General features: G+C 65.4%; 23 protein-coding genes. 12 read left to right on the top strand and 11 right to left on the bottom strand.

The features are described from left to right. Positions 1–214: 214 nt before the first annotated feature. The 12 genes from ACOOHP_RS08495 (at position 215) to ACOOHP_RS08550 (ending at position 9774) form a co-directional block, all read left to right on the top strand. Positions 215–742: a MarR family winged helix-turn-helix transcriptional regulator gene (locus tag ACOOHP_RS08495; RefSeq protein WP_420466017.1), complete on the top strand. Its 528-nt coding sequence runs from the start codon at positions 215–217 to the stop codon at positions 740–742. A 65-nt stretch (positions 743–807) separates the two neighbouring features. Beyond that, positions 808–1620: an enoyl-CoA hydratase/isomerase family protein gene (locus ACOOHP_RS08500; RefSeq protein WP_420466018.1), complete on the top strand. Its 813-nt coding sequence runs from the start codon at positions 808–810 to the stop codon at positions 1618–1620. After that, positions 1617–2519: an SDR family oxidoreductase gene (locus ACOOHP_RS08505; protein WP_420466019.1), complete on the top strand. Its 903-nt coding sequence runs from the start codon at positions 1617–1619 to the stop codon at positions 2517–2519. Before ACOOHP_RS08500 ends, ACOOHP_RS08505 begins: the two co-directional genes overlap by 4 nt. A gap of 22 nt (positions 2520–2541) precedes the next feature. Next, positions 2542–3627: a phosphotransferase family protein gene (locus ACOOHP_RS08510; protein ID WP_420466020.1), complete on the top strand. Its 1086-nt coding sequence runs from the start codon at positions 2542–2544 to the stop codon at positions 3625–3627. Further along, complete coding sequence (locus tag ACOOHP_RS08515) at positions 3624–4094, top strand: hypothetical protein (RefSeq protein ID WP_420466021.1); 471 nt, start codon at positions 3624–3626, stop codon at positions 4092–4094. Before ACOOHP_RS08510 ends, ACOOHP_RS08515 begins: the two co-directional genes overlap by 4 nt. Before the next feature lie 80 nt (positions 4095–4174). Further along, positions 4175–4918 (top strand): hypothetical protein, encoded by a 744-nt coding sequence (locus ACOOHP_RS08520; protein WP_420466022.1) that lies wholly within the window; start codon positions 4175–4177, stop codon positions 4916–4918. 18 nt (positions 4919–4936) lie between these two features. Then, positions 4937–5545 (top strand): cytochrome c oxidase subunit 3 family protein, encoded by a 609-nt coding sequence (locus ACOOHP_RS08525; protein WP_420466023.1) that lies wholly within the window; start codon positions 4937–4939, stop codon positions 5543–5545. Positions 5546–5550: 5 nt separating this feature from the next. Next, complete coding sequence (locus ACOOHP_RS08530; RefSeq protein WP_420466024.1) at positions 5551–5811, top strand: cytochrome C oxidase subunit IV family protein; 261 nt, start codon at positions 5551–5553, stop codon at positions 5809–5811. A 7-nt stretch (positions 5812–5818) separates the two neighbouring features. After that, complete coding sequence (locus tag ACOOHP_RS08535) at positions 5819–6931, top strand: hypothetical protein (RefSeq protein ID WP_420466025.1); 1113 nt, start codon at positions 5819–5821, stop codon at positions 6929–6931. Positions 6932–7034: 103 nt separating this feature from the next. Then, positions 7035–7799 (top strand): fatty acid desaturase, encoded by a 765-nt coding sequence (locus tag ACOOHP_RS08540; protein WP_420466026.1) that lies wholly within the window; start codon positions 7035–7037, stop codon positions 7797–7799. Between the two features lie 36 nt (positions 7800–7835). Next, positions 7836–8159, top strand: a complete 324-nt coding sequence (locus tag ACOOHP_RS08545; RefSeq protein ID WP_420466027.1) for a hypothetical protein — start codon at positions 7836–7838, stop codon at positions 8157–8159. 43 nt (positions 8160–8202) lie between these two features. Continuing rightward, positions 8203–9774, top strand: coding sequence for a long-chain-fatty-acid--CoA ligase (locus ACOOHP_RS08550; protein ID WP_420466028.1), 1572 nt, complete (start codon positions 8203–8205; stop codon positions 9772–9774). A gap of 636 nt (positions 9775–10410) precedes the next feature. Here ACOOHP_RS08550 and ACOOHP_RS08555 read toward each other — a convergent pair. The 11 genes from ACOOHP_RS08555 to ACOOHP_RS08605 form a co-directional block, all read right to left on the bottom strand. Next, positions 10411–11553, bottom strand: a complete 1143-nt coding sequence (locus tag ACOOHP_RS08555) for an alkane 1-monooxygenase (RefSeq protein ID WP_420466029.1) — start codon at positions 11551–11553, stop codon at positions 10411–10413. Between the two features lie 38 nt (positions 11554–11591). Next, complete coding sequence (locus ACOOHP_RS08560; RefSeq protein WP_420466030.1) at positions 11592–12398, bottom strand: SDR family NAD(P)-dependent oxidoreductase; 807 nt, start codon at positions 12396–12398, stop codon at positions 11592–11594. A 30-nt stretch (positions 12399–12428) separates the two neighbouring features. Next, positions 12429–13241, bottom strand: coding sequence for an enoyl-CoA hydratase/isomerase family protein (locus ACOOHP_RS08565; protein WP_420466031.1), 813 nt, complete (start codon positions 13239–13241; stop codon positions 12429–12431). A gap of 27 nt (positions 13242–13268) precedes the next feature. After that, on the bottom strand, positions 13269–14429 hold the full coding sequence (locus ACOOHP_RS08570; RefSeq protein ID WP_420466032.1) for an acyl-CoA dehydrogenase family protein: 1161 nt from the start codon (positions 14427–14429) through the stop codon (positions 13269–13271). A gap of 16 nt (positions 14430–14445) precedes the next feature. After that, complete coding sequence (locus tag ACOOHP_RS08575; protein ID WP_420466033.1) at positions 14446–14946, bottom strand: MarR family winged helix-turn-helix transcriptional regulator; 501 nt, start codon at positions 14944–14946, stop codon at positions 14446–14448. A 246-nt stretch (positions 14947–15192) separates the two neighbouring features. After that, a complete protein-coding gene (locus tag ACOOHP_RS08580) occupies positions 15193–15606 on the bottom strand; it encodes an ExbD/TolR family protein (RefSeq protein ID WP_420466034.1) in 414 nt (137 codons plus the stop codon). A gap of 84 nt (positions 15607–15690) precedes the next feature. Next, positions 15691–16401, bottom strand: coding sequence for a MotA/TolQ/ExbB proton channel family protein (locus ACOOHP_RS08585; RefSeq protein ID WP_420466035.1), 711 nt, complete (start codon positions 16399–16401; stop codon positions 15691–15693). Positions 16402–16418: 17 nt separating this feature from the next. After that, on the bottom strand, positions 16419–17039 hold the full coding sequence (locus ACOOHP_RS08590) for an energy transducer TonB (RefSeq protein WP_420466036.1): 621 nt from the start codon (positions 17037–17039) through the stop codon (positions 16419–16421). A gap of 240 nt (positions 17040–17279) precedes the next feature. Continuing rightward, complete coding sequence (locus tag ACOOHP_RS08595) at positions 17280–17639, bottom strand: DUF3325 domain-containing protein (RefSeq protein WP_420466037.1); 360 nt, start codon at positions 17637–17639, stop codon at positions 17280–17282. After that, a complete protein-coding gene (locus tag ACOOHP_RS08600) occupies positions 17618–19273 on the bottom strand; it encodes a PepSY-associated TM helix domain-containing protein (RefSeq protein WP_420466038.1) in 1656 nt (551 codons plus the stop codon). The genes ACOOHP_RS08595 and ACOOHP_RS08600 overlap by 22 nt, the downstream gene beginning before the upstream one ends. Then, complete coding sequence (locus ACOOHP_RS08605; RefSeq protein ID WP_420466039.1) at positions 19270–20970, bottom strand: TonB-dependent siderophore receptor; 1701 nt, start codon at positions 20968–20970, stop codon at positions 19270–19272. Before ACOOHP_RS08605 ends, ACOOHP_RS08600 begins: the two co-directional genes overlap by 4 nt. Positions 20971–21027: the final 57 nt, after the last annotated feature.

Genomic DNA, 21027 nt, shown 5'->3' on the forward strand with positions numbered 1-21027 from the left:
ACTGTGAGTATTACTTAATGCTTATTGGAGACCTCGCTCCAAGCCGATCGAAGCGCGCGCAAAGGGGATGCCGGCTGGCCGACGGGAGGTGGCCGGCGCAGCTGCCGCGCTGCAGTGCGCGGCGACGCAGCGATTCGGTTCCGACGAAAGGTCTTGCCACGAATCGGGGGATCTGCCATATGTATTTCATACATAAACGATATGCGTAACAATTATGAAAGGATCCGAACGTCTCGCCCAGGTCGCGGTCAGCACGCCGCTGATGAAAAAGGCACTACCGCAACTGTCGATGCCCGGGACCGTCATGGTCCGGCTGCTGCGAATCACCGCTTTCGGGCTCGGCAGTTATTTCGAGCCGGTTTTCCGCTCGATGGGCCTGACCGAGAACACCTTCCATGTGCTGTGCCTGCTGCTGGCGACCGACAACGGGTCGGCGTCGCCCGGCGAGCTGAGCGAGATGGTCGGCACCAGTCGCGCCAACATGACCCGGCTGCTGGAAGAACTGATCGAAGACGGCCACGTGGAGCGCGCCATCGACCCGCGTGACGGCCGGCGCCACATCATCACCATCACCGACCAGGGGCGCGCCAAGGCTCTGGATACCGCGCCGCAGTTGCGCGAACCGATCGAAAGTGCCTTCTCCGATCTGAGCCGCGAGGAATTCGCACAACTGGATCGCCTGTTGCGCAAGCTGATCGTGTCGCTGGACAAGAGTCCGCGGCAATTGCGCTTCGCCGCCTGAAGTCCGCTGCAATCCTGACGGCCGGCGCTGCTGGCCGGTGCGGTATCGCTGGAGGAATACGACCGATGTCGAAGAAAGTGCTTTACGAGAAGAAGGGCGAGGTCGCCTACGTCACGCTCAACCGTCCCGAGTGCAAGAACGCGGTCGATTACGAAACCCACTTGCTGCTGTGCGACGCCTGGAAGGATTTTCGCGATGATCCGAAGCTGCGGGTCGCGATCCTGACCGGTGCGGGCGATGCGTTCACCGCGGGCGCGGACCTCAAGACGCATGCGCCCGAGTGGCAGAAGGTCGGCCCGATGGTCGGCCGCGAGCGCATGGAAGATGGCCTGTCCGGCATCACGCGCGGACCGCTGTCGCGCATCACCAAGCCTATCGTCGCCGCCATCAACGGCTGGTGCCTGGGGCATGGCATCGAGCTGTCGATGGCCTGCGACATCCGCGTGGCCTCGGAGCGCGCCCAGTTCGGCACCTTCGAAGTGCGCCGCGGCATGCACTCCGCCGACGGCGGCATCGTGCGCATGCTGAATGCCTGCGGCGTCGGCATCACGATGGAGATGATCCTCACCGGTGAGCCGTTCTCGGCGCAGCGCGCGCTGATGCACAACATGGTCAACAAGGTCGTGCCGCACGATGAGCTGATGGCAGCGACCGAGGATCTGGTCGCGCGCATCCTGCGCTGTGATCGCGCCGCTACCGAGTCTGCGAAAGAGACCCTGCTCGAAGTGATCGGCCGTCCGCTGCACGACCAGCTTCGCGTGGAGGCCATGTGGGGCTACGCGCTGTGCGGCGGTAACCAGACGGTGATGGAACGCTCGCAGCAGTTCTTCGACAAGGCCGACAAGGGCCGCGCGGGCGTAACCGCGAGTTCGCTGTGAGCTATAAGTCCATCTACCGCTCCGATCTGTTCGAAGGACAGGTGTTCATCGTCACCGGTGCCGGCAGCGGCATCGGCCGCTGCACCGCGCATGAGGTGGCCTCGTTGGGCGCAACCGTCGCCATCGTCGGTCGCAAGATCGAGAAGCTGGAAGCGGTGAAGGCCGAGATCGAGGGCGGCGGCGGGAAGGTCAGCACGCATGTCTGTGACATCCGCGAAGAGGAGCAGGTCGGCGCGACCATCGACGCGGTGCTCGCACAGCACGGCAGGATCGACGGCCTGGTCAACAACGCGGGCGGCCAGTACCGCATGCCGGCAGAGGACATCAGCACCAAGGGCTTCGAGGCCGTGGTGCGCAACAACCTCGTTGGCGGCTTCATCTTCATGCGCGAGACCTACAAGCGCTGGATGAAAGCCAACGGCGGCGCGATCGTGAACATGATCGCGGACATCTGGCACGGCTGGCCCAACTATTCGCACTCGGCTGCCGCGCGTGGCGGCATGTGGACCCTGACCGAGAGCGTCGCCTCGGAGTGGGCCAGCTACGGCGTGCGCGTGAACGCGGTGGCGCCGGGCTGCATCGCGAGCAGCGGTCTGGACACCTACGAGCCCGAGGCGCAGCAGTTCTTCGCCGAGATTCCCAGGACCATTCCGCTACAGCGCTGGGGCAATGCCTCCGAGATCTCCAGCGCCATCGTGTATCTGCTGTCGCCGGGCGCGGCCTATATCACCGGTGCCTGCATCCGTATCGACGGCGGCTCGCCGAATGCGCGTGTCTGCTGGGGACCGCTGCGCCAGGAGTGCAACTCGGAGGCCTTCGACGGCTTCCACCTCGAAGCACCGCCCAAGGTGCTGGTCGAGGGGCCGAAGAAGCATTCGACCCGCGCGGCGAAGGTCTGAGCGCATATCTGTCGCCGAAGACATGGTCATCGATCCGCTGTCCGACGAGGCGCGCATCCGCGCGCGTCTCACGGAATATCTTCAGACGCAGACCCAGCGCCGCTGGACGCTCGGTGCGTTCACGCGCTATGCCGTGGGCTTCTCATGGATCACCTACGGGTTCAGCGCGAAGGAAGAAGGCGTCGAAGGGGAGCGCGGGCTGATCCTGCGGCTCGGCCCACCCTATGGATTGTTCGCGCCCTACAGCGCCTTGCCACAGCACGCCGCGCTCAAGGCACTCGAAGGCACGAATGTTCCGGCACCGCGCTCGTACTGGTGGAGTGACGACGCCGCCATTCTCGGCGCGCCGTTCTTCATCAGCGAGCGGGTCGCGGGATCCGCGCCGGTGCCCTGGGTCAGTGGAAACAGCTCGGGCTTCGAGGAAGGCTATCGCCTGAGCCTCGGCGCGCAGTTCGTCTCCGCCATCGCCGGTCTGCACAAGGTCGAGTGGCGAGGAAAGGAAGGCTTCGAGAACGACGGCACTACCTGCGAGAACGCAGCGCTGCGCCAGGTCGAAGAATGGGAACGCAACCAGGCACGCTGGGCATTGAAGCCCTACGCGATGCTGACCTGGGCCTTCCGCTGGTTGCGGCAGAACCTGCCGGTCGCGCCGAGAGTGAGCCTGGTGCACGGTGACTACCGCCTCGGCAATTTTCTGGAACAGGACGGCCGCATCACCGCAATCCTCGACTGGGAACTCGTGCACCTAGGCGATCCGCACGAGGATCTCGGCTGGGCGTTCCTGCCGCAGTACACGGGTGGGTCGGGACTGATCTGCCGCCTGCTCACCAAAGAAGACTTCATCGCGCAGTACGAGCGTGAAGCCGGCTTTCAGGTGAATCCAGCGAGCTTGCAGTTCTACCTCGTGTTCTCGCTGGTGAAGCTCGCGATCACCCACATGGCGGCGGTGCGCTGCTACGAGGACGGACGCTTCAACGACATGCGCATGCCGGCGATGGGCACGCAGATCGCGCCGGTGCTGCGCCAGATCTCCAAGATGCTACCGGCGGAGGCGCGATGCACTGATCCGCATCGCGGATCTGACCATGAGGCCCGGAGGACCGAATGAATAACTCCCTGAAGCGGATGATCGAGGGGATGGCGGCGACCCTGCGCAAGGAGGTGATTCCGCACATCGGTACCGAGTTCGCTCGCGGGCAGGCCTTCGGTGTGATCTACATGCTCAACAGCATCGGCTTGCGCGCGAACTGGTCGCCAGAGTTTGTCGGCGAGCAGATTGCGGCGCAGCTCGCGCTGCGCGAGGAGCTCGCGCCACTGATCGCGGACACCGACGCGCCGGCTTTGCCGCAGGCGGCCGAGGCCCACCTGAGCGTGAAGGCGCTGGAAGCCCTGCGCGACGACAACGAGGCCCGCATCTGCGCGCTCGTCGAATGGCACGGGAACGCGCAGCTCGATGCGGCGCGATCACAGGCAATCGAAGCGCAGTTCCGCAGCTACATGGACCGCCAGCTCAAGCACGACATCCAGACCTCGGCCCGGCCGATGTTCGCCGAGATGTCGTCGGGATCGGAATGAACCCATGACCGCGCACAACGAATCCATCCCGCTATCGCCGAGCCATCTGCACGTTCCACAGCTTCACCGGAGGAAATCCAATGGATGAGCAAACCAAGATCCTGTATCAGAAGCTCGCGCTCTACGCCGGTCCCTTCTTCGTGATCACGTTCGTGATCTTCTGGGGGTGGATGGGCAACAATCTGCCGCCGCCGCATCCGGCCTGGCCGGCGCAGGCGTTCACGGATCGCTACGTCAGCAACCTGGCTTCGATCCGCGTTGGCTTTCTCGTCTCGCTGGTCACGATCTGCTTCTATCTGCCGTGGACCGCGTACGTGACCATGCGGATGAAGCGCATCGAGACCGGTCCGTTTCCGGTGCTCGCCTACACGCAGTTGCTCGGTGGCTGTCTCACCGTGATGGTGGTGTCCATCAGCATGTGGTGCTGGGTGGTCGCGGCGCAGCGCCCGGAACGCACCCCGGAAATCACGCAGATGCTGACCGACGCCGGTTGGCTGATGAACGACACCGCCTACATGTGCACCACCATCCAGATGTGGGCGATGGCGCTGTGCTTCCTGCATGACAAGAAGGCCAAGATTCCGGTCATGCCGAACTGGGCCTGCTATCTGACGATCTTCTGCGGTGCCACCTTCTTCCCGGCGAGTCTCACCGCGATTCTTCGCGACGGCCCCTTCGCCTACGACGGCCTGCTCGGCTACTGGTTACCGTATCCGGCCTGGCTGATCTGGATGTTTGTCGCCACCTACTACCTGCTCGGCGATCTCAAGCGCCGCGTGGGCGAGGAAGCGCCCGAAGGCGCGGCCGTGGCAGCGGTTCGCTGAGACGGCACCTGAAGCGCGATGAGCACCGTGGTGTCGAACATCGATAGCAGTCAGGGACGGTCCGCGCCACGCGCGGGCCGTCACCTGCCGGGCAGCGAAGGCGTCTGGGTGTTCGTGTACGCCGACATGGCGATGTTCGCCGCCATGTTCGGCTGCTTCATGTGGGACCGTCACCACGCGCTGGAGCTATTCGAAACCTCGCGCCAGGCGCTGAGCCTGAACGTGGGCGGCATCAACACGCTGATCCTGCTGACCAGCTCGATGTTGGTCGTGCTGGGCGTCGATGCCCTCAAGTTTGGCCGCAGGCATCTGGCGCCCGCCTTCTTCGGGCTGGCCGCGGCCTGCGGACTGGCATTCATCGTGTCCAAGATCTTCGAGTACCGCGCCAAGTTCGAGGCCGGCATCGGGCTGACGACCAACGACTTCTTCATGTACTACTTCATCATGACCGGCCTGCATCTCGGCCATGTCGTGGTGGGCACGGGGATCATCACCGTGCTGGCGCTCAAGTCCCGATCAGAACGTCCCGGCGGCAACCTGGCGATCTACGAGGGCGGGGCGACCTACTGGCACATGGTCGACCTGCTCTGGGTCTGCCTGTTCCCGCTGCTCTACATCGTCCGGTGATCGACGTGAACGCTGCCGTCCGATCCGTACTGCTCGTCTGGTTGGTGCTGATGATCAGCACCGCTGCATCGACCTGGTGGTTCACGCAACCGATGTTCGACCCGGTGGTCTGCACGGTGGCGGTGATGCTGATCGCCGCGGTCAAGGTGACGCTGGTCATGACGCACTTCATGGAACTTCGCGGCGCACCGCGACCCTGGCAATTGGCCGGTCTGATCTGGGTGCTGGCGGCCGCAGGGACCGTCATCGCTTTCTACCTGCTTTGAGAACCCTATGCTCACCGCTCAAGACGATTTGATTGGCCATCAGTTGCCGACGACGTTCGACCACGTCGGCAACAGCGATCCCGCCTGGATGGAGCGGCTCTGGTACACCGGGCATCCGAAGGCGGGCGATGTGATCTTCGACATCGGCCTGGGCTACCACCCCAACCGCAACGTGATGGACGCCTTTGCCGGCGTCACCATCGGTTTGAGGCAGATCAACTTCCGCGCCTCGCGCCGGCTGCGTCCGAACCCACTGGAGACGGCGGTGGGTCCGCTGAAGATCGAGGTGCTCGAAGGGCTCAAGCGTCATCGACTGAGCCTTGCGCCGAACGAATCCGGGCTGAGCTTCGATATCGAATTTCTCGGCACCTTGAATGCACACGAGGAAGAGCCGCACTTCCGTCGCCGCAACGGCCGCGTCACCGAGCACATGGCGCGGGGCCAGCAGCTCGGTGCCTACCGCGGCTGGATCGAGGTGGATGGTCAGCGCCGCGCGATCGAACCGCAGGGCTGGCTCGGCCAGCGCGATCACTCCTGGGGCATCCGCGCCGAGATGCGCACGGACGAGGCGCATCCGCCGGTCACGTTCTACCCGCCGTTCTTCTACGCCTGGACCACGGTGCAGTTCGCCAACAAGGGCCTGCACGTGTTCTTCAAGGAACGTGCGCCGGGCGAGTTCATCTACCTGTCGGGCGAGGAAGTGCTGCCGCTCGGAGAGAAGCCGCGCGCCGGCAGTCGCATGGCGGGCGTGAGTCATGAGATCCAGTGGTCGAACGACCCGCACGGCCAGACCGTGGCCAGCGCCACGTTCGACGTGAAGCTCGACGACGGCTCGCAGCGCCTGCTCTCCATCCGCACCCTGCCGGCGCGCTATTTCCTCAAGGGCGGCCTGTATGGCGGCCTCAACGGCTGGTTCCACGGCGACGACAAGGGAAAGCTGCATGTCGAGCACGACCGCTGGCACCTCGAAGACCCCGCCACCCGCAAGCTCGCACGCACGCTGTGCGATCACGTGATCGAGGTGCGCATGGGCGACGAGGTGGGCTACGGAATCATGGAGTACGGCGTGGGCAAGGGTTACGCGAAGTACGAGCAGGTGCAGCAGCATCCGCCGATTTGAAGCGAGGAATCGGGAATGGAGAATCGGGAATCGTTAAGCGCATCGGCCTCTACGATTCCCCATTCCCGATTCCCGATTCTCGGCAGTTAACGAGGAGAGTGTCATGACGGACTATCTGAAATTCTGGTTGATTCCCAACGGCATCGTGGCAGCCGGCATCGCGGGCTTCCTGCTCGGAGGCGACTGGGTGTGGCTGGGCATCGCCACCTTCCCCGTGCTGGCCCTCATCGACAGCTTCCTGCCCCGCAACATGAAGCCGCGCCGGATGGCCACCGGCTTCTGGTCCACCGCGCCGGTGTGGATCGCTGCGATCGGCTCGCTGGCGATCTACTTCTTCGCTGCCCACCACATCGCGACCAGCGAGCTGACGACGATGCAGATCGTCGGCAGCATCGCCTCGCTGATGTGGATCTCGGTGGTGCCGGGTGGGCCGGCCGCGCACGAGCTGTGGCACCGGCGGCACAAGCCTTCGCGCATGCTCGGGCAGATCACGCAGATCTGCATGTTCGACGGCATCCGCGACATTGGCCATATCGTGGGTCACCACATCGACGTGTGCACGCCGGACGACGGCGACACCGCACCGCGCGGCCAGACCCTGTACTGGTTTGCGCTGCACGAGCTGTACGTGAGCTTCAGCATCGGCATCCGGCTGGAGAACCGCTCGCTCAAGAAGCGCGGCCTGAGCTTCTGGAACTGGCGCAACCGCACCTGGTCCTGGCTGGCCGTGCTGGTCCTCTTCCAGGCCGCGATCTATCTCGTCGGCGGCTGGGCGGGCGTGGCGCTCACGATCACCGGCATGCTCGCGGCGCGGCTGTGGATCGAGTCCTTCAACTACTTCCAGCACTACGGCCTGATCCGCGTCTAGGGCGCCAAGATCGGCAACCGCCACGTGTGGAATCACATGAGCGAGCTGTCGCGCATCGTGTCCTTCGAGATCACCAACCACGCCGGGCATCACCAGGATTCCTACATGCCCTACAACAAGCTCGTGCCGCACAAGGACCAGATCCCGATGCCGAGCCTGTTCACCTGCTTCTTCGTCGCGCTGATTCCGCCGCTATGGCATCGCCACATCATCATGCCGGCGCTCAAGCGCTGGGATCTCGAATACGCGACCGCCGAGGAGCGTGCGCTTGCGCGCGAGCAGAACCGTCGCGCCGGCTGGCCGGACTGGATAGGCGAGGCCGGAGAAAACGCGGGCAAGGCGGCGACAGCAGGCTGCTGAAGCGGATCGACATCATGTCGACGCATTGGAGGAGACAAGAACTATGTGGCTGCATTCAGAAGTCATTACCTTGGGCGACATCCCCCGCTACTGGGCTCGCCGCAAGCCGGGCGCGCGCGCGCTGATCGATGGGTCGGCGGTCACGACGTGGGCAGAACTGGACGCTTCCAGCGACAGGATTGCCCAGGCACTCGTCTCCACCGGCATCCGCTGCCCCGCCAATGTGGGATTCCTTGGCAAGAACTCGGCGCTGTATTTCGAGTTGCTGTTTGGCGTCACGAAAGCCGGGTTGGCTATGGCGCCGCTCAATTGGCGCCTGTCCATCCCGGAGCTGGTCGCCATCACTGACGATGCGCAGTGTCCTGTGGTGTTCGTCGACAGCGAGTTCTCCGAGGTGCTGGACGCCGTCGCCGCACAGTGCGCCACCCGGTTCGAGATCGTCCGCTTGAGCACGCCGGCAGGTGCGCGATCCGGTCTCGATCAATGGTTGCAGCGAGGTGTGGATGCGGACTTGCCGCGGGTTCACCCGCTCGATACGGCGGTGTTGATCTACACCTCCGGAACGACCGGCAAGCCCAAGGGCGTTGAAGAAACGCATCGCGCATTCGATGGAATGCGGCTCTGCGAGCATCTCGGCAATGTCTTCGACTGGCAGGACGGCGATGTGATGCTCACCGTGATGCCGGTCTTCCACCTCGTGGGCACCGGGCTTTCCATACAAGCGCTCTATAACGGCGCGGCGATCAGCGTGTTGCCGATGCTTGAGCCGGTGTCGGTGTTGAAGGTGATCGCGCGCGACCGGCCCTCCATTTGTGCGCTCGTGCCCACCGCCATCCAATTGCTTGCGGATCACCCCGAATCAGAATCGACCGACTTCTCGTCCTTGCGGGTGATCATGTATGCCGGTTCATCCATCGCGTCCGCTGTGCTGCAGCGGGCCATCAAGCGCATGGGTTGTGGATTCGCGCAGTTCTACGGCGCTTCCGAGACGCTGAGTGCACAGACCTTGCTCCGGCCCGAGGAGCACGACCCTGCGAACGAACAGCGTCTTCGCTCCTGTGGCAGGCCACTGCCGCAAATCGAGTTCAAGGTTGTTGACCCCGAAGGCCGCGAGGTGCCGACCGGCACCGTCGGCGAGTTCTGGGTGCGGGGTCCCTCGATCTTCCGGAGCTACTGGCGCCAGCCCGAAGCGACTGCAGCCGCCTTGCACGAAGGGTGGTATCGAACCGGAGACGCCGGGTACCGGGATGCCGAAGGCTTCCTGTACATCGTCGACCGAGTCAAGGACATGATCGTCAGCGGCGGCGAGAACGTCTATTCGGCGGAGGTCGAGCAGGCTCTGGCCAAGCACCCCGCGGTGCAGTCCTGCGCCGTGGTCGGCCTTCCGGACGCCAAATGGGGCGAAGCGGTCACCGCAGTGGTGGTGCTCCGTCAGGGGGCCCAAGCGACTGCGAGCGAGATCATCACGCATTGCCGGGGATTGATCGCCGCTTACAAGGCGCCCAAACAGGTGCACTTCGCTTTGTCCCTGCCCATGACGAGCAGCGGGAAGATCATGAAGCGGGAGGTGCGAGCGCTGTACTTGCGCGACCGGAGCGCTGATCAGAAGGCCTGACACCCGTGACCCGACAGTTGAGCCGTCCGGCTGTGACCGCCCTGGTGCCCGGCCGATGTGCTCGCTCTCTCGTCCACGCGACTGGCGCACGCGCATCCGGGCCCAAGCAGGTCGTCGGATGCCGTAGCGCGACGGTAGCGCACCGCAGCGTTCGAACCGTTCGAACACAAGCGTCGAAACAAAAAGACCTGCCTATAGGCAGGCGCCACCCGTCGCCAGGCTTGGTTGAATAGGTCTCCGTCGATTCCCCATCCGGCATTCCGGCCTGATTATCGGAGACTTTCGTGCACGTTCAGAGTAATGCCCAGGCTATGCCAGCGCCGCTTTCCAGGGCTTTAGAATCAAAGTAGGCGGTCCGAAACGGGATCATGACCGCCCGGTATCGCCAGCGGACGGTCCGAGGTCAATGCTCGCTGCCACGACGCTCCCGGCGGGCAGCGGCGGCATGTTGTTGCGGCGTGACCGCGTAAACCTTCTTGAACACGCGGCTGAAGTCCAGTAGCCCGGGTGAAACCCGGGGTTCCACGTGCCGGCACAGGCAAACCCCGGGTTGCACCCGGGCTACGACTCAGGGTGACAGTTTCGGTAGATTTGTCTGCACAAAACTCGAAGACGCTCTAGTCCCCGCCAACGCGGTTATGCGGGTACGGTTCTGCTCAACAACCCACGGTGGCGGCTTTGCCGACATCGTCGCCGGCTGCGCCGATCCAGTCCGGCCAGCCGGCACGGCGGTTCTGTGCGCGGGCCAGCGCGCGTTCCTCGGCGGTTGCGTACTCCAGGTCCCAACGCTTGAGCCGGCATGGCGAATCGCCGGTGCCACAGCGGCGGAATCAGCGAGGCGAAAAAGCACATGAACAGACTGGGCATCGGGATCGATTCCCGGTGCGGCACCAGCTCGTAGTAGCGCTTGTAGGAGTTCAGGTGATGGTCCGCGTGGTTGGTGATGTCGAACGACAGCACGCGCGACAGCCAGCTCAGGTGATTCCATAGATGCCGCCGGCCGATCGGCGCCCCTTCGGAGCGCACCAGCCCGTAGTGCGGGAAGTAGTTGAAGGACTCGGCCCACACCCGCGTCAGCAGCATCGCAGCGGTGGTCAGGGCGGCGGCGACAGCGCCTCCGATGACAAACACCAGCCCCTGAAACAGAACCTGGGCGACCAGTGCATGATAGCCGCGATGTCGCCAGTTCCACGGCGACAGGCCTCGCTTGCGCAGCGCGCCCGACTCGGTGGTGACGTCCCACGGGGTCTGTTCCCACACCGCCTTGAACACGAAGGCGTACAGCTTGGTGCCGCGCGGCGCGGTGTCGCCATCCCGGGTGGTGGCGACGTCGATGTGATGGCCGACCACGTGTGCGATATCGCGCATCGAATCGAACTGGCACATCTGTGCGTAGCGGCCCACGGTGCGGCCGAGCAGGCTGCGCTTGTGGTACATCTCGTGTGCGGCGGGCGCCAGCGGCACGATCGAGGTCCAGGCCAGGCTCAGGACCGCGCCGATCAGGTTCGAAGTGGCGGCATAGGCGCCTTGATCGAAGCGCCACGCGAACACCAGATACAGCAGCAGCGGCCCGATGCAGCAGAGGTAAAGCGGCAGGTCCGCCAGGGCCTCGTTGGTCATCCGTCGCGGGGCGTAGTCGCGGGGCAGCAGGGAATCGATCACCGTGAGCAGCGGGAACATCGCAAAGCCTGCCCACGCCCAGTGTCCGCCGACGATCATCCCGGCGTAGGCCACCGCCAGCACGCCGACGCCGGTCCAGTATTTGAGATAGTCGTTCATCGCTGCGGCTCCTCCATCGATTCGCGCTGCGACGGCGCTCAGGCCACCGAGATGCCGCCGTTGATGCTGATGGCCTGCCCGGTCATGCGTCTGGCTGCCGGGCTGGCCAGGTACAGGATCATTGCGGCCTGGTCGGCGCAGTCCGCCACGCCCAGGTGCGCCATCGACGAGGCCTTCTCGAACATCTTGGCGCTGAACGGCTCGTTGAAGATCAGGGCTGCGCCCGGCGTGTCGGAGATCAGCGAGGGCGTGAGCAGGTTGATGCGAACGTTCTCGCGCTTGCACTCCAGCGCGGCAGTCTTGCAGTAGGTGAGGATGGCGCCCATCGCCGCACCGACCATGGTTTCGCCGGGCGTCGGGATCTTGCCGGCATCGGACGCGACGACGACGATGGCGCCGCTGCGTTGCTGGCGCATGGCCGGCAGCGCGGCATGCACGAAATGCAGCGGCGGCAGCATGATCTCCTCGATACGCTGCTGCAGATCCTCGATCGCGATGTTGTGCATCAGGCGCGGCGGCACGCTCGGTCCGGTGGTGCAGACCAGCACGTCGATGGCGCCGAGCCGTGCGCGGCACTGCGCCTCGGCCCGCACTGCGTCGGCCGCGATGGTGGCATCGACCCTCACGAAGCCGATGTCAGCCTTGGGTGCGCGCTCGCGCAACCGGGCGCAGGCGGCGGCGCCGCGCTCGTCGTTGCGGCCCAGGATCAGCACGCGCGCGCCTTGTCCGGCGAACTGCGCGGCGGCTTCCCAGCCGACGCCGGCGCAGCCGCCGAGTACCACGACGCCGCATTCGGCCAGGGGCTTGGGCGGCGATGCAGGGGCGTTTTCGGGGCGCGTACTCACCGACCGGGCTCCTGCAGCTGCGGCGACTGGTCAGAGCGCAGTGGCATGGGCGCCGGCCCGACCCTTGTCGGACTTGTCGAAGAACTGCCGCGAGCGTTCCGGAATTACCGGATTGCCGCCGCACAGCGCGTAGCCATACAGGCATTCGACTTTGAGCTGCTCGTCGAGCGTGCGTCCCACCACCTCGAAGATGGTTTCCTTGGCCGACTCCACCGCGCGGCGGTCGTTGCGCAGGATCTTTTTCGCGTAGTCGCGCGCGGTCGCCATGAGTCGATCGTGGGGTACGACCTTGGAAACCATGTTGGCGTGGAAGGCGCGCATGGCGTCGATCGGCTCGCCGGTGAGTTCCATCTCCAGCGCAATGCCGACGCCGCAGGTGTTGACCAGCCGCACGATGCCGCCATCGGCCGGATGCATGCCGCGGCGCAGTTCGAAGGACCCGAACTGTGCGCGCTCGGAGGCGATGCGGATGTCGCAGGCCATGGCCAGCTCCAGCCCGCCGCCGAGTACCCAGCCGTTGCAGGCCGCGATGATCGGCTTGTAGATGCGGTGCACGCCACGCGTGATGCCGCCGGCAAAGCCATCGGGCAGCTTGTCGCGGGCCAGGCTCGGACCGGCACGGTCCCACTCGGGCACGTGGGTCTTGAGGTCGGCACCCGCGCAGAATGCGTCGCCGCTGCCGGTAAGGATGGCCACACGCAGTGCCGGATCGTCACGGAAATCGGTCCAGATCTCGCGCAGCCGATGATGCACCTCCAGATCGATCGCATTCTTGCGCTCGGGCCGGTTGAGCGTGATGGTCGCGATCTCGCCGTTCTTTTCGTACAGGACTTTGTCGGTCACGGTGTTTTCTTCCGCAGGAATGGGATTTCAAACGTTGCCGCGTGCTTCGGTGGCAGCGCGGCCGGCGCGGGCACGGGCGACGATCATCTTCATGATGCCGGCGGTGCCATCGCCGATCTCCAGGCCCATGACATCGCGCATGCGCTGCTGGTGGGGCAAGTCCATCGACCAGCCGTAGTGGCCGAGGGTGAGTGCGCACTGGTGGATCACCTCGAACGCGGTCTTGGGCGCCAGGTACTTCACCATCGCCGCCTCCACCGTGTGCGGCTGACCGGCGTCGCGCAGGGCAAGCGCGTGGTACGACAGCTGACGCGCCGCCGCGACCAGCGTCTCGCCCTCGACCAGCGGAAAGCTCACGCCCTGGAAACGTGCGATGGGGCCGCCGAAGGCCTGGCGCTCCTGGGTGTAGACCCAGGCCTCGTCGATGGACGCCTGCGCCGCGCCCAGACACTGCAGGGCGATCAGCGCGCGCGAGTAATCGAAGCCCGCCATCACCTGGCTGAAGCCCTTGCCCTCGTCGCCGAGCCGATGGTGGGCGGCCACCCGGACACCGTCGAAGAATACCGAGCCGCGGCCGGCGCAGTGGCTGCCCAGGTCCTTGAAGCGGGTGGTCTGCAGGCCGGGTGAGCCGGACGGCACCAGAAAGGCGGTGACGCCCCTGGCCCCGTCATCCGGTCGGCCGGTGCGCGCAAAGACCAGGAAGGCGTCGGCGCTGTCGCAGTAGGTCGTCGAGGTCTTCTCGCCGTCGAGCACATAGAAGTCGCCGCTGCGGCGTGCCTTGAGCTGCAGGGCGCTGGCGTCCGAACCGCAGCTCGGTTCGGTGATCGACAGCGCCAGGATCGCGTCGCCCCTGGGCACGCGCGCCAGCCAGCGCGCAGCCACCGCGGGCTGTGCATTGCGCGCCAGGATTGCCGCGCATAGCGACATCACCAGCACCACGGCGGCCACGTTGAAATCGCCGTAGGCCAGTTCCTCGACGATGGCGCCGGTGGTCACTCCGTTCACCCCCAGCCCGCCATGTTCGGGCGCGATGTCCACGCCGAGCAGGCCCAGCGCGCCCATCTCGTGCAACAGCGCCCGATCCAGCGTGGCGTCCTTCTCGCGCTGCTGGTAGGTCGGCAGCAGACGGGTGCGCGCAAAGCGCCGGGCGGCGTCGCGCAGGGCGATCTGATCGTCGTCGAAGATCAAGGCGGGTCTCGAAAGTTCAGGCGGCCGACCGCAGCGCGTGGGCGCTGTGGTCGAACGACACGATCAGCTTGCGCAGCAGCCCATCGAGCTGTGCCAGCTCCTGGGTGCTCAGGCCCGAAAAGCCGATTCGCAGCGGCTCCGCGATACGCGGGACGGTGTCGCGAACCTTCTTGCGACCGGCAGCGCTGATGGTGACGACCTGGCGTCGCCCGTCGCGCGCCGCGGTGGTGCGGGTGACGTGGCCGTCTCCGACCAGTTGGTCGAGGATGCGGGTCATGTTGGCGCGGCTGGTGCCGACCATCTCGCTGAGTTCGCTCGGAGATTCCGAGCCCTTTTCGGCCGCGCACAGCAGGCACATCACGTGGAAAGAGTTCTCGCTCAGATCGAGCGCCCGAAACACCGGTTCGAAGAAATTGCCCATGCCGAGGACGCCGATGCGAAGTAGCCGCACCATCACGGTCAAGTCCATCGGCAGATCGGGCAGCGCGCGCGCCATGCGCGGGGTGCTGGTGTCCATATGCAGAAGTCGTTCGCGTCCCTTCATGATTATTTATCGATACTTCATCGGTGAACTATTGTTGCACCATCAAAGCTGGTCCGGCAAGCGTATTCGCGCCTGCGGCATCCAAGCGTCGGTAGGTCAGTGGGAGGAAGGTGTGGAGGGGCGCCGGGCAGCACCGCGCCGGCGGGCACGCTCGCAAGCCCGATCGGGTGCGCCGCAAGCGGTCACGGGTCCGGCGGACACGCCGTCCCCGAGTGGCACTCAGTGCTGCGGTTCGGTGACGAAGCCGAGCTTCCGAATCCCGGCGCGCTGCGAGGCGGCCATCACGCGGATGACGTGTTCGTACTCGGCGGCGCGATCGCCGCGAATATGGATTTCCGGTTGCGGCTCCTGCTGTGCCGCCTCGCCCAGCCGACGCTCCAGGTCCTCTTCGGTGACCGCCTCTTCGTTCCAGTACACGGCGCCGTGCTCGTCGACCGCGATGGCGATGGTTTCCGGTTTGATCTCGTTGGGCTGGTTTTCCGCCCGCGGCAGATCCACCTTGACCGAGTGGGTGAGCACCGGCACCGTGATCATGAAGATGATCAGCAGCACCAGCATGACGTCGACCAGCGGCGTCATGTTGATCTCGCTCATGGGTTCTTCGATGTCGTCGAGTCCGCCGCCGAAGGCCATGGCTTATCGATGCGGCCGAACGGCGGCCGCCTCCAGGTGAAGGGTGGGTTTCGTCGACCGCATCGAGGCGCCATCAATGATCACTTAGTTGCCTCCCGAGGCGGGCTTGATCGAGGCCACACGCGAACGCACCGGCGGCGCGCCGGTGAGGAAGTAGGCGTGGAGTTGGTGCGCGAAGCGGTTCAAGTGCGACAGCAAACCCTTGTTGGCGCGGGTCAGCGCGTTGTAGCCGAGCACGGCGGGAATCGCCACCGCCAAGCCAAATGCGGTCATGATCAGCGCCTCGCCGACCGGTCCGGCGACCTTGTCGATGCTGGCCTGGCCGGACACGCCGATGCTGACCAGCGCGCGGTAGATACCCCACACGGTGCCGAACAGGCCCACGAACGGCGCGGTGGCGCCCACCGACGCCAGGATTGACAGCCCGCGCTGCAGTTGCTCGACGGTCTCGTCGATGGCGGCGCGCAGTGACGCGGTAAGCCACTCGCCGATCGGCAGCATCCCGTGCAGATCGGACTTGTGCTGCGCGTGGTGATCCACCGCCGCCTGCGCTTCGCTGGCCAGATGATGGAACGGGCTTTCGCCCAGGCGGTGCAGGCCTTCGTCGAAACTCTGCGCATGCCAGAACGCTACCGCCGAGCGCCGTGCGGGGCGCAGCCGCAGCAGCCCGTATCCGCGGATCAGGATCACGAACCACGACGCCACCGACATCATCAGCAGCAGCAGGGCGACCGATTTGATCACCCAGTCGCCCTGGGTCCAGAGCGCTTCGATGCCATAGGGATTGTTTTGCATTGCGGAGTGTCCTGCGATCAGTTCAAGGAGAATTCGAGCGGCTGCACGTACCAGTACGGAATCGGTTCCGCGCCGCGCCGCGCCGGCATGTACTTCCACTGCCGTACCGCCTCGAGCGCGGTATCGTCCAGGCGCTGGTGACCGCTGGACTGGCGGATGCGGATTTCGCCGACACTGCCATCGGGCAGGATCAGCACGTCCAGCAGCACCACGCCCTGCTCGCGCAGTCGGCGCGACAGGGCCGGGTAGGCGGGCGCCGGGTTGCTGACCTGATTGGCATCCACGAACGGCGGTGTGATCGGCGCGCCCAGGGTGTCGTCTTCCTCCGCCATCGGCGTGTTCGGCGGTGCCGGCTCCGGTTCGGCTTCCGGCACCTCTTGCGGCGGGGTCGCGATTGCAGTCTCCGAGGGCGGCAGCTCCGGCAGCGGTTCCGGCTTCGGCTTGGGCTTGGGCTTGACCGGCAGCGGTTCGGGTGGGGTGACGTCTTCCTGCTGGCTCGGTGCCTGCACCTCTTCGGCCGGTGGCAGCGGAATGATCACGCCCTGGATGGTCGGCAGGCTGATCACCGCAGCCGGCTCAACCGGTGTCCACAACAGCGCAGCCAGGCCGCTGGCGTGTACGCACAGCACCAGCAGCATGGCAACGACGGGAGACAGGCGCGGCAGGCCCTTCCCGTGACGGGGGTGATCGGAACTAGGCGACAGCAATGGGAAGGGATCCGGACAATGCGGGCGGTCTAACTGATATGACGAACGAAAAGCCGAAAGAGGAACCCGAGCCTTGCCAGATCGCCGCCACGGCTGCGGCGCCGGCGCGGGTGGAGGTCTTGAGCACCACCTTCGACGATGAACGCGGATGAGTTCTGTGCGATGGCACGATCACCCCACCGATCCGCCACGCAGTACGCTCCAGGCCGCATCGCAGGCTGCGATCGTCACCGCGGTCGCAGCCAGACGCGGTATCGCGCAGGGCAGGTAGGACAGCGCGGTCGCCACGGTGCAGGCGCCCACGGTCAGCAACCCGAACCGGGCGGTGACGCCCACGGCAGAGTTCATCTGTTGAACACAGGCGAGCAGCGAGACCGTCAGCAGGATGCCGCCCAGCGCGCGCAGGCCCAGGCGCAGGCCGCGGCCGGCCCGTGGCCGTTCCGGACAGGCCTGCCGCCGGTGGCGGTCCATCGCCAGACTCAGGCACGCGCAGCCAGCGACGGCCAGCATCACGGCCGCGAGCATCGCCATCCCGGGCGTGGACGGTCCGTTCTTGCGCGCGCCGCCGTGCCGCAGCGCAGCGGCGGTTCGCGCGCCGACACATCGCTCGTCGCGACGTTCAGCGCAATCGATGCGGCTGCGTTTACGCGCGCCTGTCGGGCCGCCGCCGCGAACAGCAGGCCGAGGCCGAGCATCACCAGGTCGAATCCCGCGAACACCCAGTCGCCCGCCGACAGGCTCTGTGCCAGATGCCGATCTGTGGTGAGCGCGTTGAGCAGCGGCAGCAGCGCGAAGGCGGCGGCGGCCAGCCGCAACTGTTCGGTCCACGACCGCTCCGGCGGACGCAGTGCGGCGTGGACCAACAATGTCGCCCAGGTCAGAAACATGGCGTGCACCTCCCAGTCCGCGCGGTCGGGCAGATTCACCGGCAGCAGGCGGTTGGCCCAGAAATAGGCGGTGATGGCGACGGGGAGCCCGACGAACGTTCCGATGTTGAGACGGCTGACCAGGTCCACGTCGCGCGCTGCCGGCGCATTGCCGGGTCTTCGCTTGACCGTCCACAGGATCGCGCCGGTGGCGATCATGGCCGCACCCAGCAGGCCGGACAGGACGTACAGCGAGCGCAGCACCGGTCCGGCAAACACGCCCTCGTGCAGCGAGAACAAGGTGTCGCGCAATATCGACGCAGGTCTGCGCTCGGGCGCAACGCGTTGCAGCAGGGTGCCGGTCGTGCCATCGAAAAGCAGGGCATCGGCTTGCGGGCGCAGTGCCGTCGTGGAGAGTCGGGGGCGCAGGAAGATGCGTGCATTGGCATCGCCTGGATGACGAACGTCGATCACCAGCGGAGCCTGCCCCGGCGGCCACAACGCGAGGGACTGACGGACAAGATCCTGCAGCGGTACCAGCGGCGCGGGCCGGCCGGCCGACGCCGTCGACCTCAGCTCGGAGTAGGCCTCGCGATCAAACTGCTTGCGGGCCTCGTCTCCGGTTCCGTAGACGCCCATCAGCACGAAGGGTATGCAGGTGAACAGAAACAGCACCAGTCCGGAGTAGGTGATCATCAACTGGAACGGCAGACTGACGACGCTGGCGACGTTGTGCGCGTCTAGCCACGAGCGTTGGCCCTTACCCGGGCGAAAGGTGAAGAACTCCTTGAAAATCTTCTTGTGCACCACGATGCCGGTGACCAGCGCCACGAGCATCAACATCGTGCAGATACCGACGATCCACCATCCGGCCAGAGTTGGCAGATAGTGCAGGGCGTAGTGCATGACATAGAGCGCCTGTCCCCCTCCGGTCTGACGCGGTTCGATTACCGCCCCGGTGGACGCGTCCAGGATCGCCTTGCCGAACTGCCCGCCACCTGCATGACTCACCCGCAGTTGGTAGGCAACGCGGTTGGGTCGATCACTCGGGAGATAAATGCGCCAGCGGCTGGTCCCCGGAGGCGATGTTTCGCGAAGCCACTGCTCGGCGTGGCGGGCCGCCGTGACCGGATCAGCCACCGCCTGCGGTGCCGGCAGTTCCGGCTGCATCCACTGGTCGATCTCGTAATTCACATACCCGGCGGTTCCGGTGAGGAACACGAAGTAAAGAATCCACGCCGGCAGCAGACCGACCCAGGTGTGCAGCCACGCCATCGACTGACGAAAGAAACCCTTCATCCGGGCCGCATCAACGCAACGTCCACCACAGCACCGCGCACGCAGCGGCAGGGATCATCAATCGCAGCCAGGCGCGCAGCGCGCTGCGCGCGGCAAAGACCCACATCACGGCGAGGCAGTAGATCGCAAAGCTCGCCATGCTCGACGCGATCACCGCTTCCGAACGGCTGCCGGGCAGCACCATCGCCATCGCCAGTGCCGCGACGGCGGCCAGCGCGTAGCCGCCGAACGTCGAAGCGGTCCACGTCGTTGGCATCCAGAATGGCGAGGTCCTGCTCGATCTGGAAGATCGCCGCCTCACCGGTCATCCGGCCGCCGAACCATTCGCCCTTTGCGCCCGCTTCCCACTGCTCGGATTTCTGCACCCCGAGCGGCTCGAGGGCGTTGGCGGCCGCACGCCTCGCGAAGCCGCCGTCCTGCAATCCGCGCGTATAGGTCAGGTAGGTGTGAATGCCGGGCAGCGGCGCAACCATCAGCGCCAGCGGCGGCGACCAGGCGTTGACCTTGTCATTGGATGCGGGGTCGTCGGCGTAGGTGTTTTCGTACTCGCCGTAGCGGACGCCAACCAGTGCCGATATCTTCTCGCTGAACGCGACGGTGTCGGTGGCGAAGAAGCCGGTTTCCTCGTATTCGAACTTGCCGGGACGCGGCCCCCACGGACCTCCGTCCGGCTCGGGCAGTGGGTTCAACTGATAGGCGTTGTTCGGACCCACGTCGGGAAAACTGCGCTGGCCGGAAGATTCATACGCGCCGTACTGGGTGCCGATCACCACCGCGTGCCGCAGGCTGCCGGTAACGAATCCACCTTCCAGGTGCAGATGCCCGCCCTGGGTTTCCCATTCGAATGGCCCGTTGGTGATCAGGGCACCTTCGGTGTAGTCGCCGTTGTCCTGCACCGAGTAGGGACAGGACAGTTGCGACTCGCGGGCCGTGTCCTGGTAGCTGAGCGAAGCGCGCAGTTTCCAGTTCGGATTCAGGGTGAAGTCCGAACCGATCGCCGCATCGAGCGTCTCGCGCTCGTTGCGCGCCCAGTCCTGCATGATGTTGGTCTTCACGCCGGTGTCGAGAATCACGCCGTTGGCTGTCACCATCGGGCCGTAATAACCGGCGCGTTCGAGGTCCTGCCCGCCGACCGATGCCCAGAGCTTTGCTGCCTGACTCACCTTCCACTCGGCGAACAGCGAGCCGGTCAGTCGGTCGCCACCGGCCTTGTCGTAGAAGCTGTCGAAATCGTCACCGGCGAGCACCAGGCGATAGCCCAGCGTTCCGTCGGCGATGGTGTCGCTGACGTCGAGCTGGGAGTACAGGCTGCCGAAGGTGTCGGCGTCGAATTGCAGCGAAGTCGCGAACTCTGGCGTCGGGCGCTTGCGCACCAGATTGATGGCGCCACCGGGCGGCATGAAACCGAAGCGCAGCGCCGCCGGCCCCTTGAGCAGTTCCACGCGCGACTTGTCGTCGATGGAGGACTCGACGGTGTGAATCACCGGCAGCCCGTCCAGCCGGTAGCCGTTGAAATTGTCCACCCGGAAGCCGCGCGAGCTGAAGTTCTGGGTGCCGTAGAAACCGCCGGGCATCTGGACCGCGACGCTGGGGTCGTTCTGCAAAACGTCCTTGAGCGTGAAGGCGCGCTGGTCCTCGATGAGCGTCTCGTTGTAGACGCCGACACTGAACGGAACTTCGATCAGGGGTTTCCGCAAACAGCGCGACGGAAGAAGACCCCGCACGATACTTCTCCGGCTCGGCCTGCGAATCTG

It is taken from the genome of Panacagrimonas sp. (genome assembly GCF_965216805.1).
Taxonomy (GTDB): Bacteria; Pseudomonadota; Gammaproteobacteria; order Nevskiales; family Nevskiaceae; genus Panacagrimonas.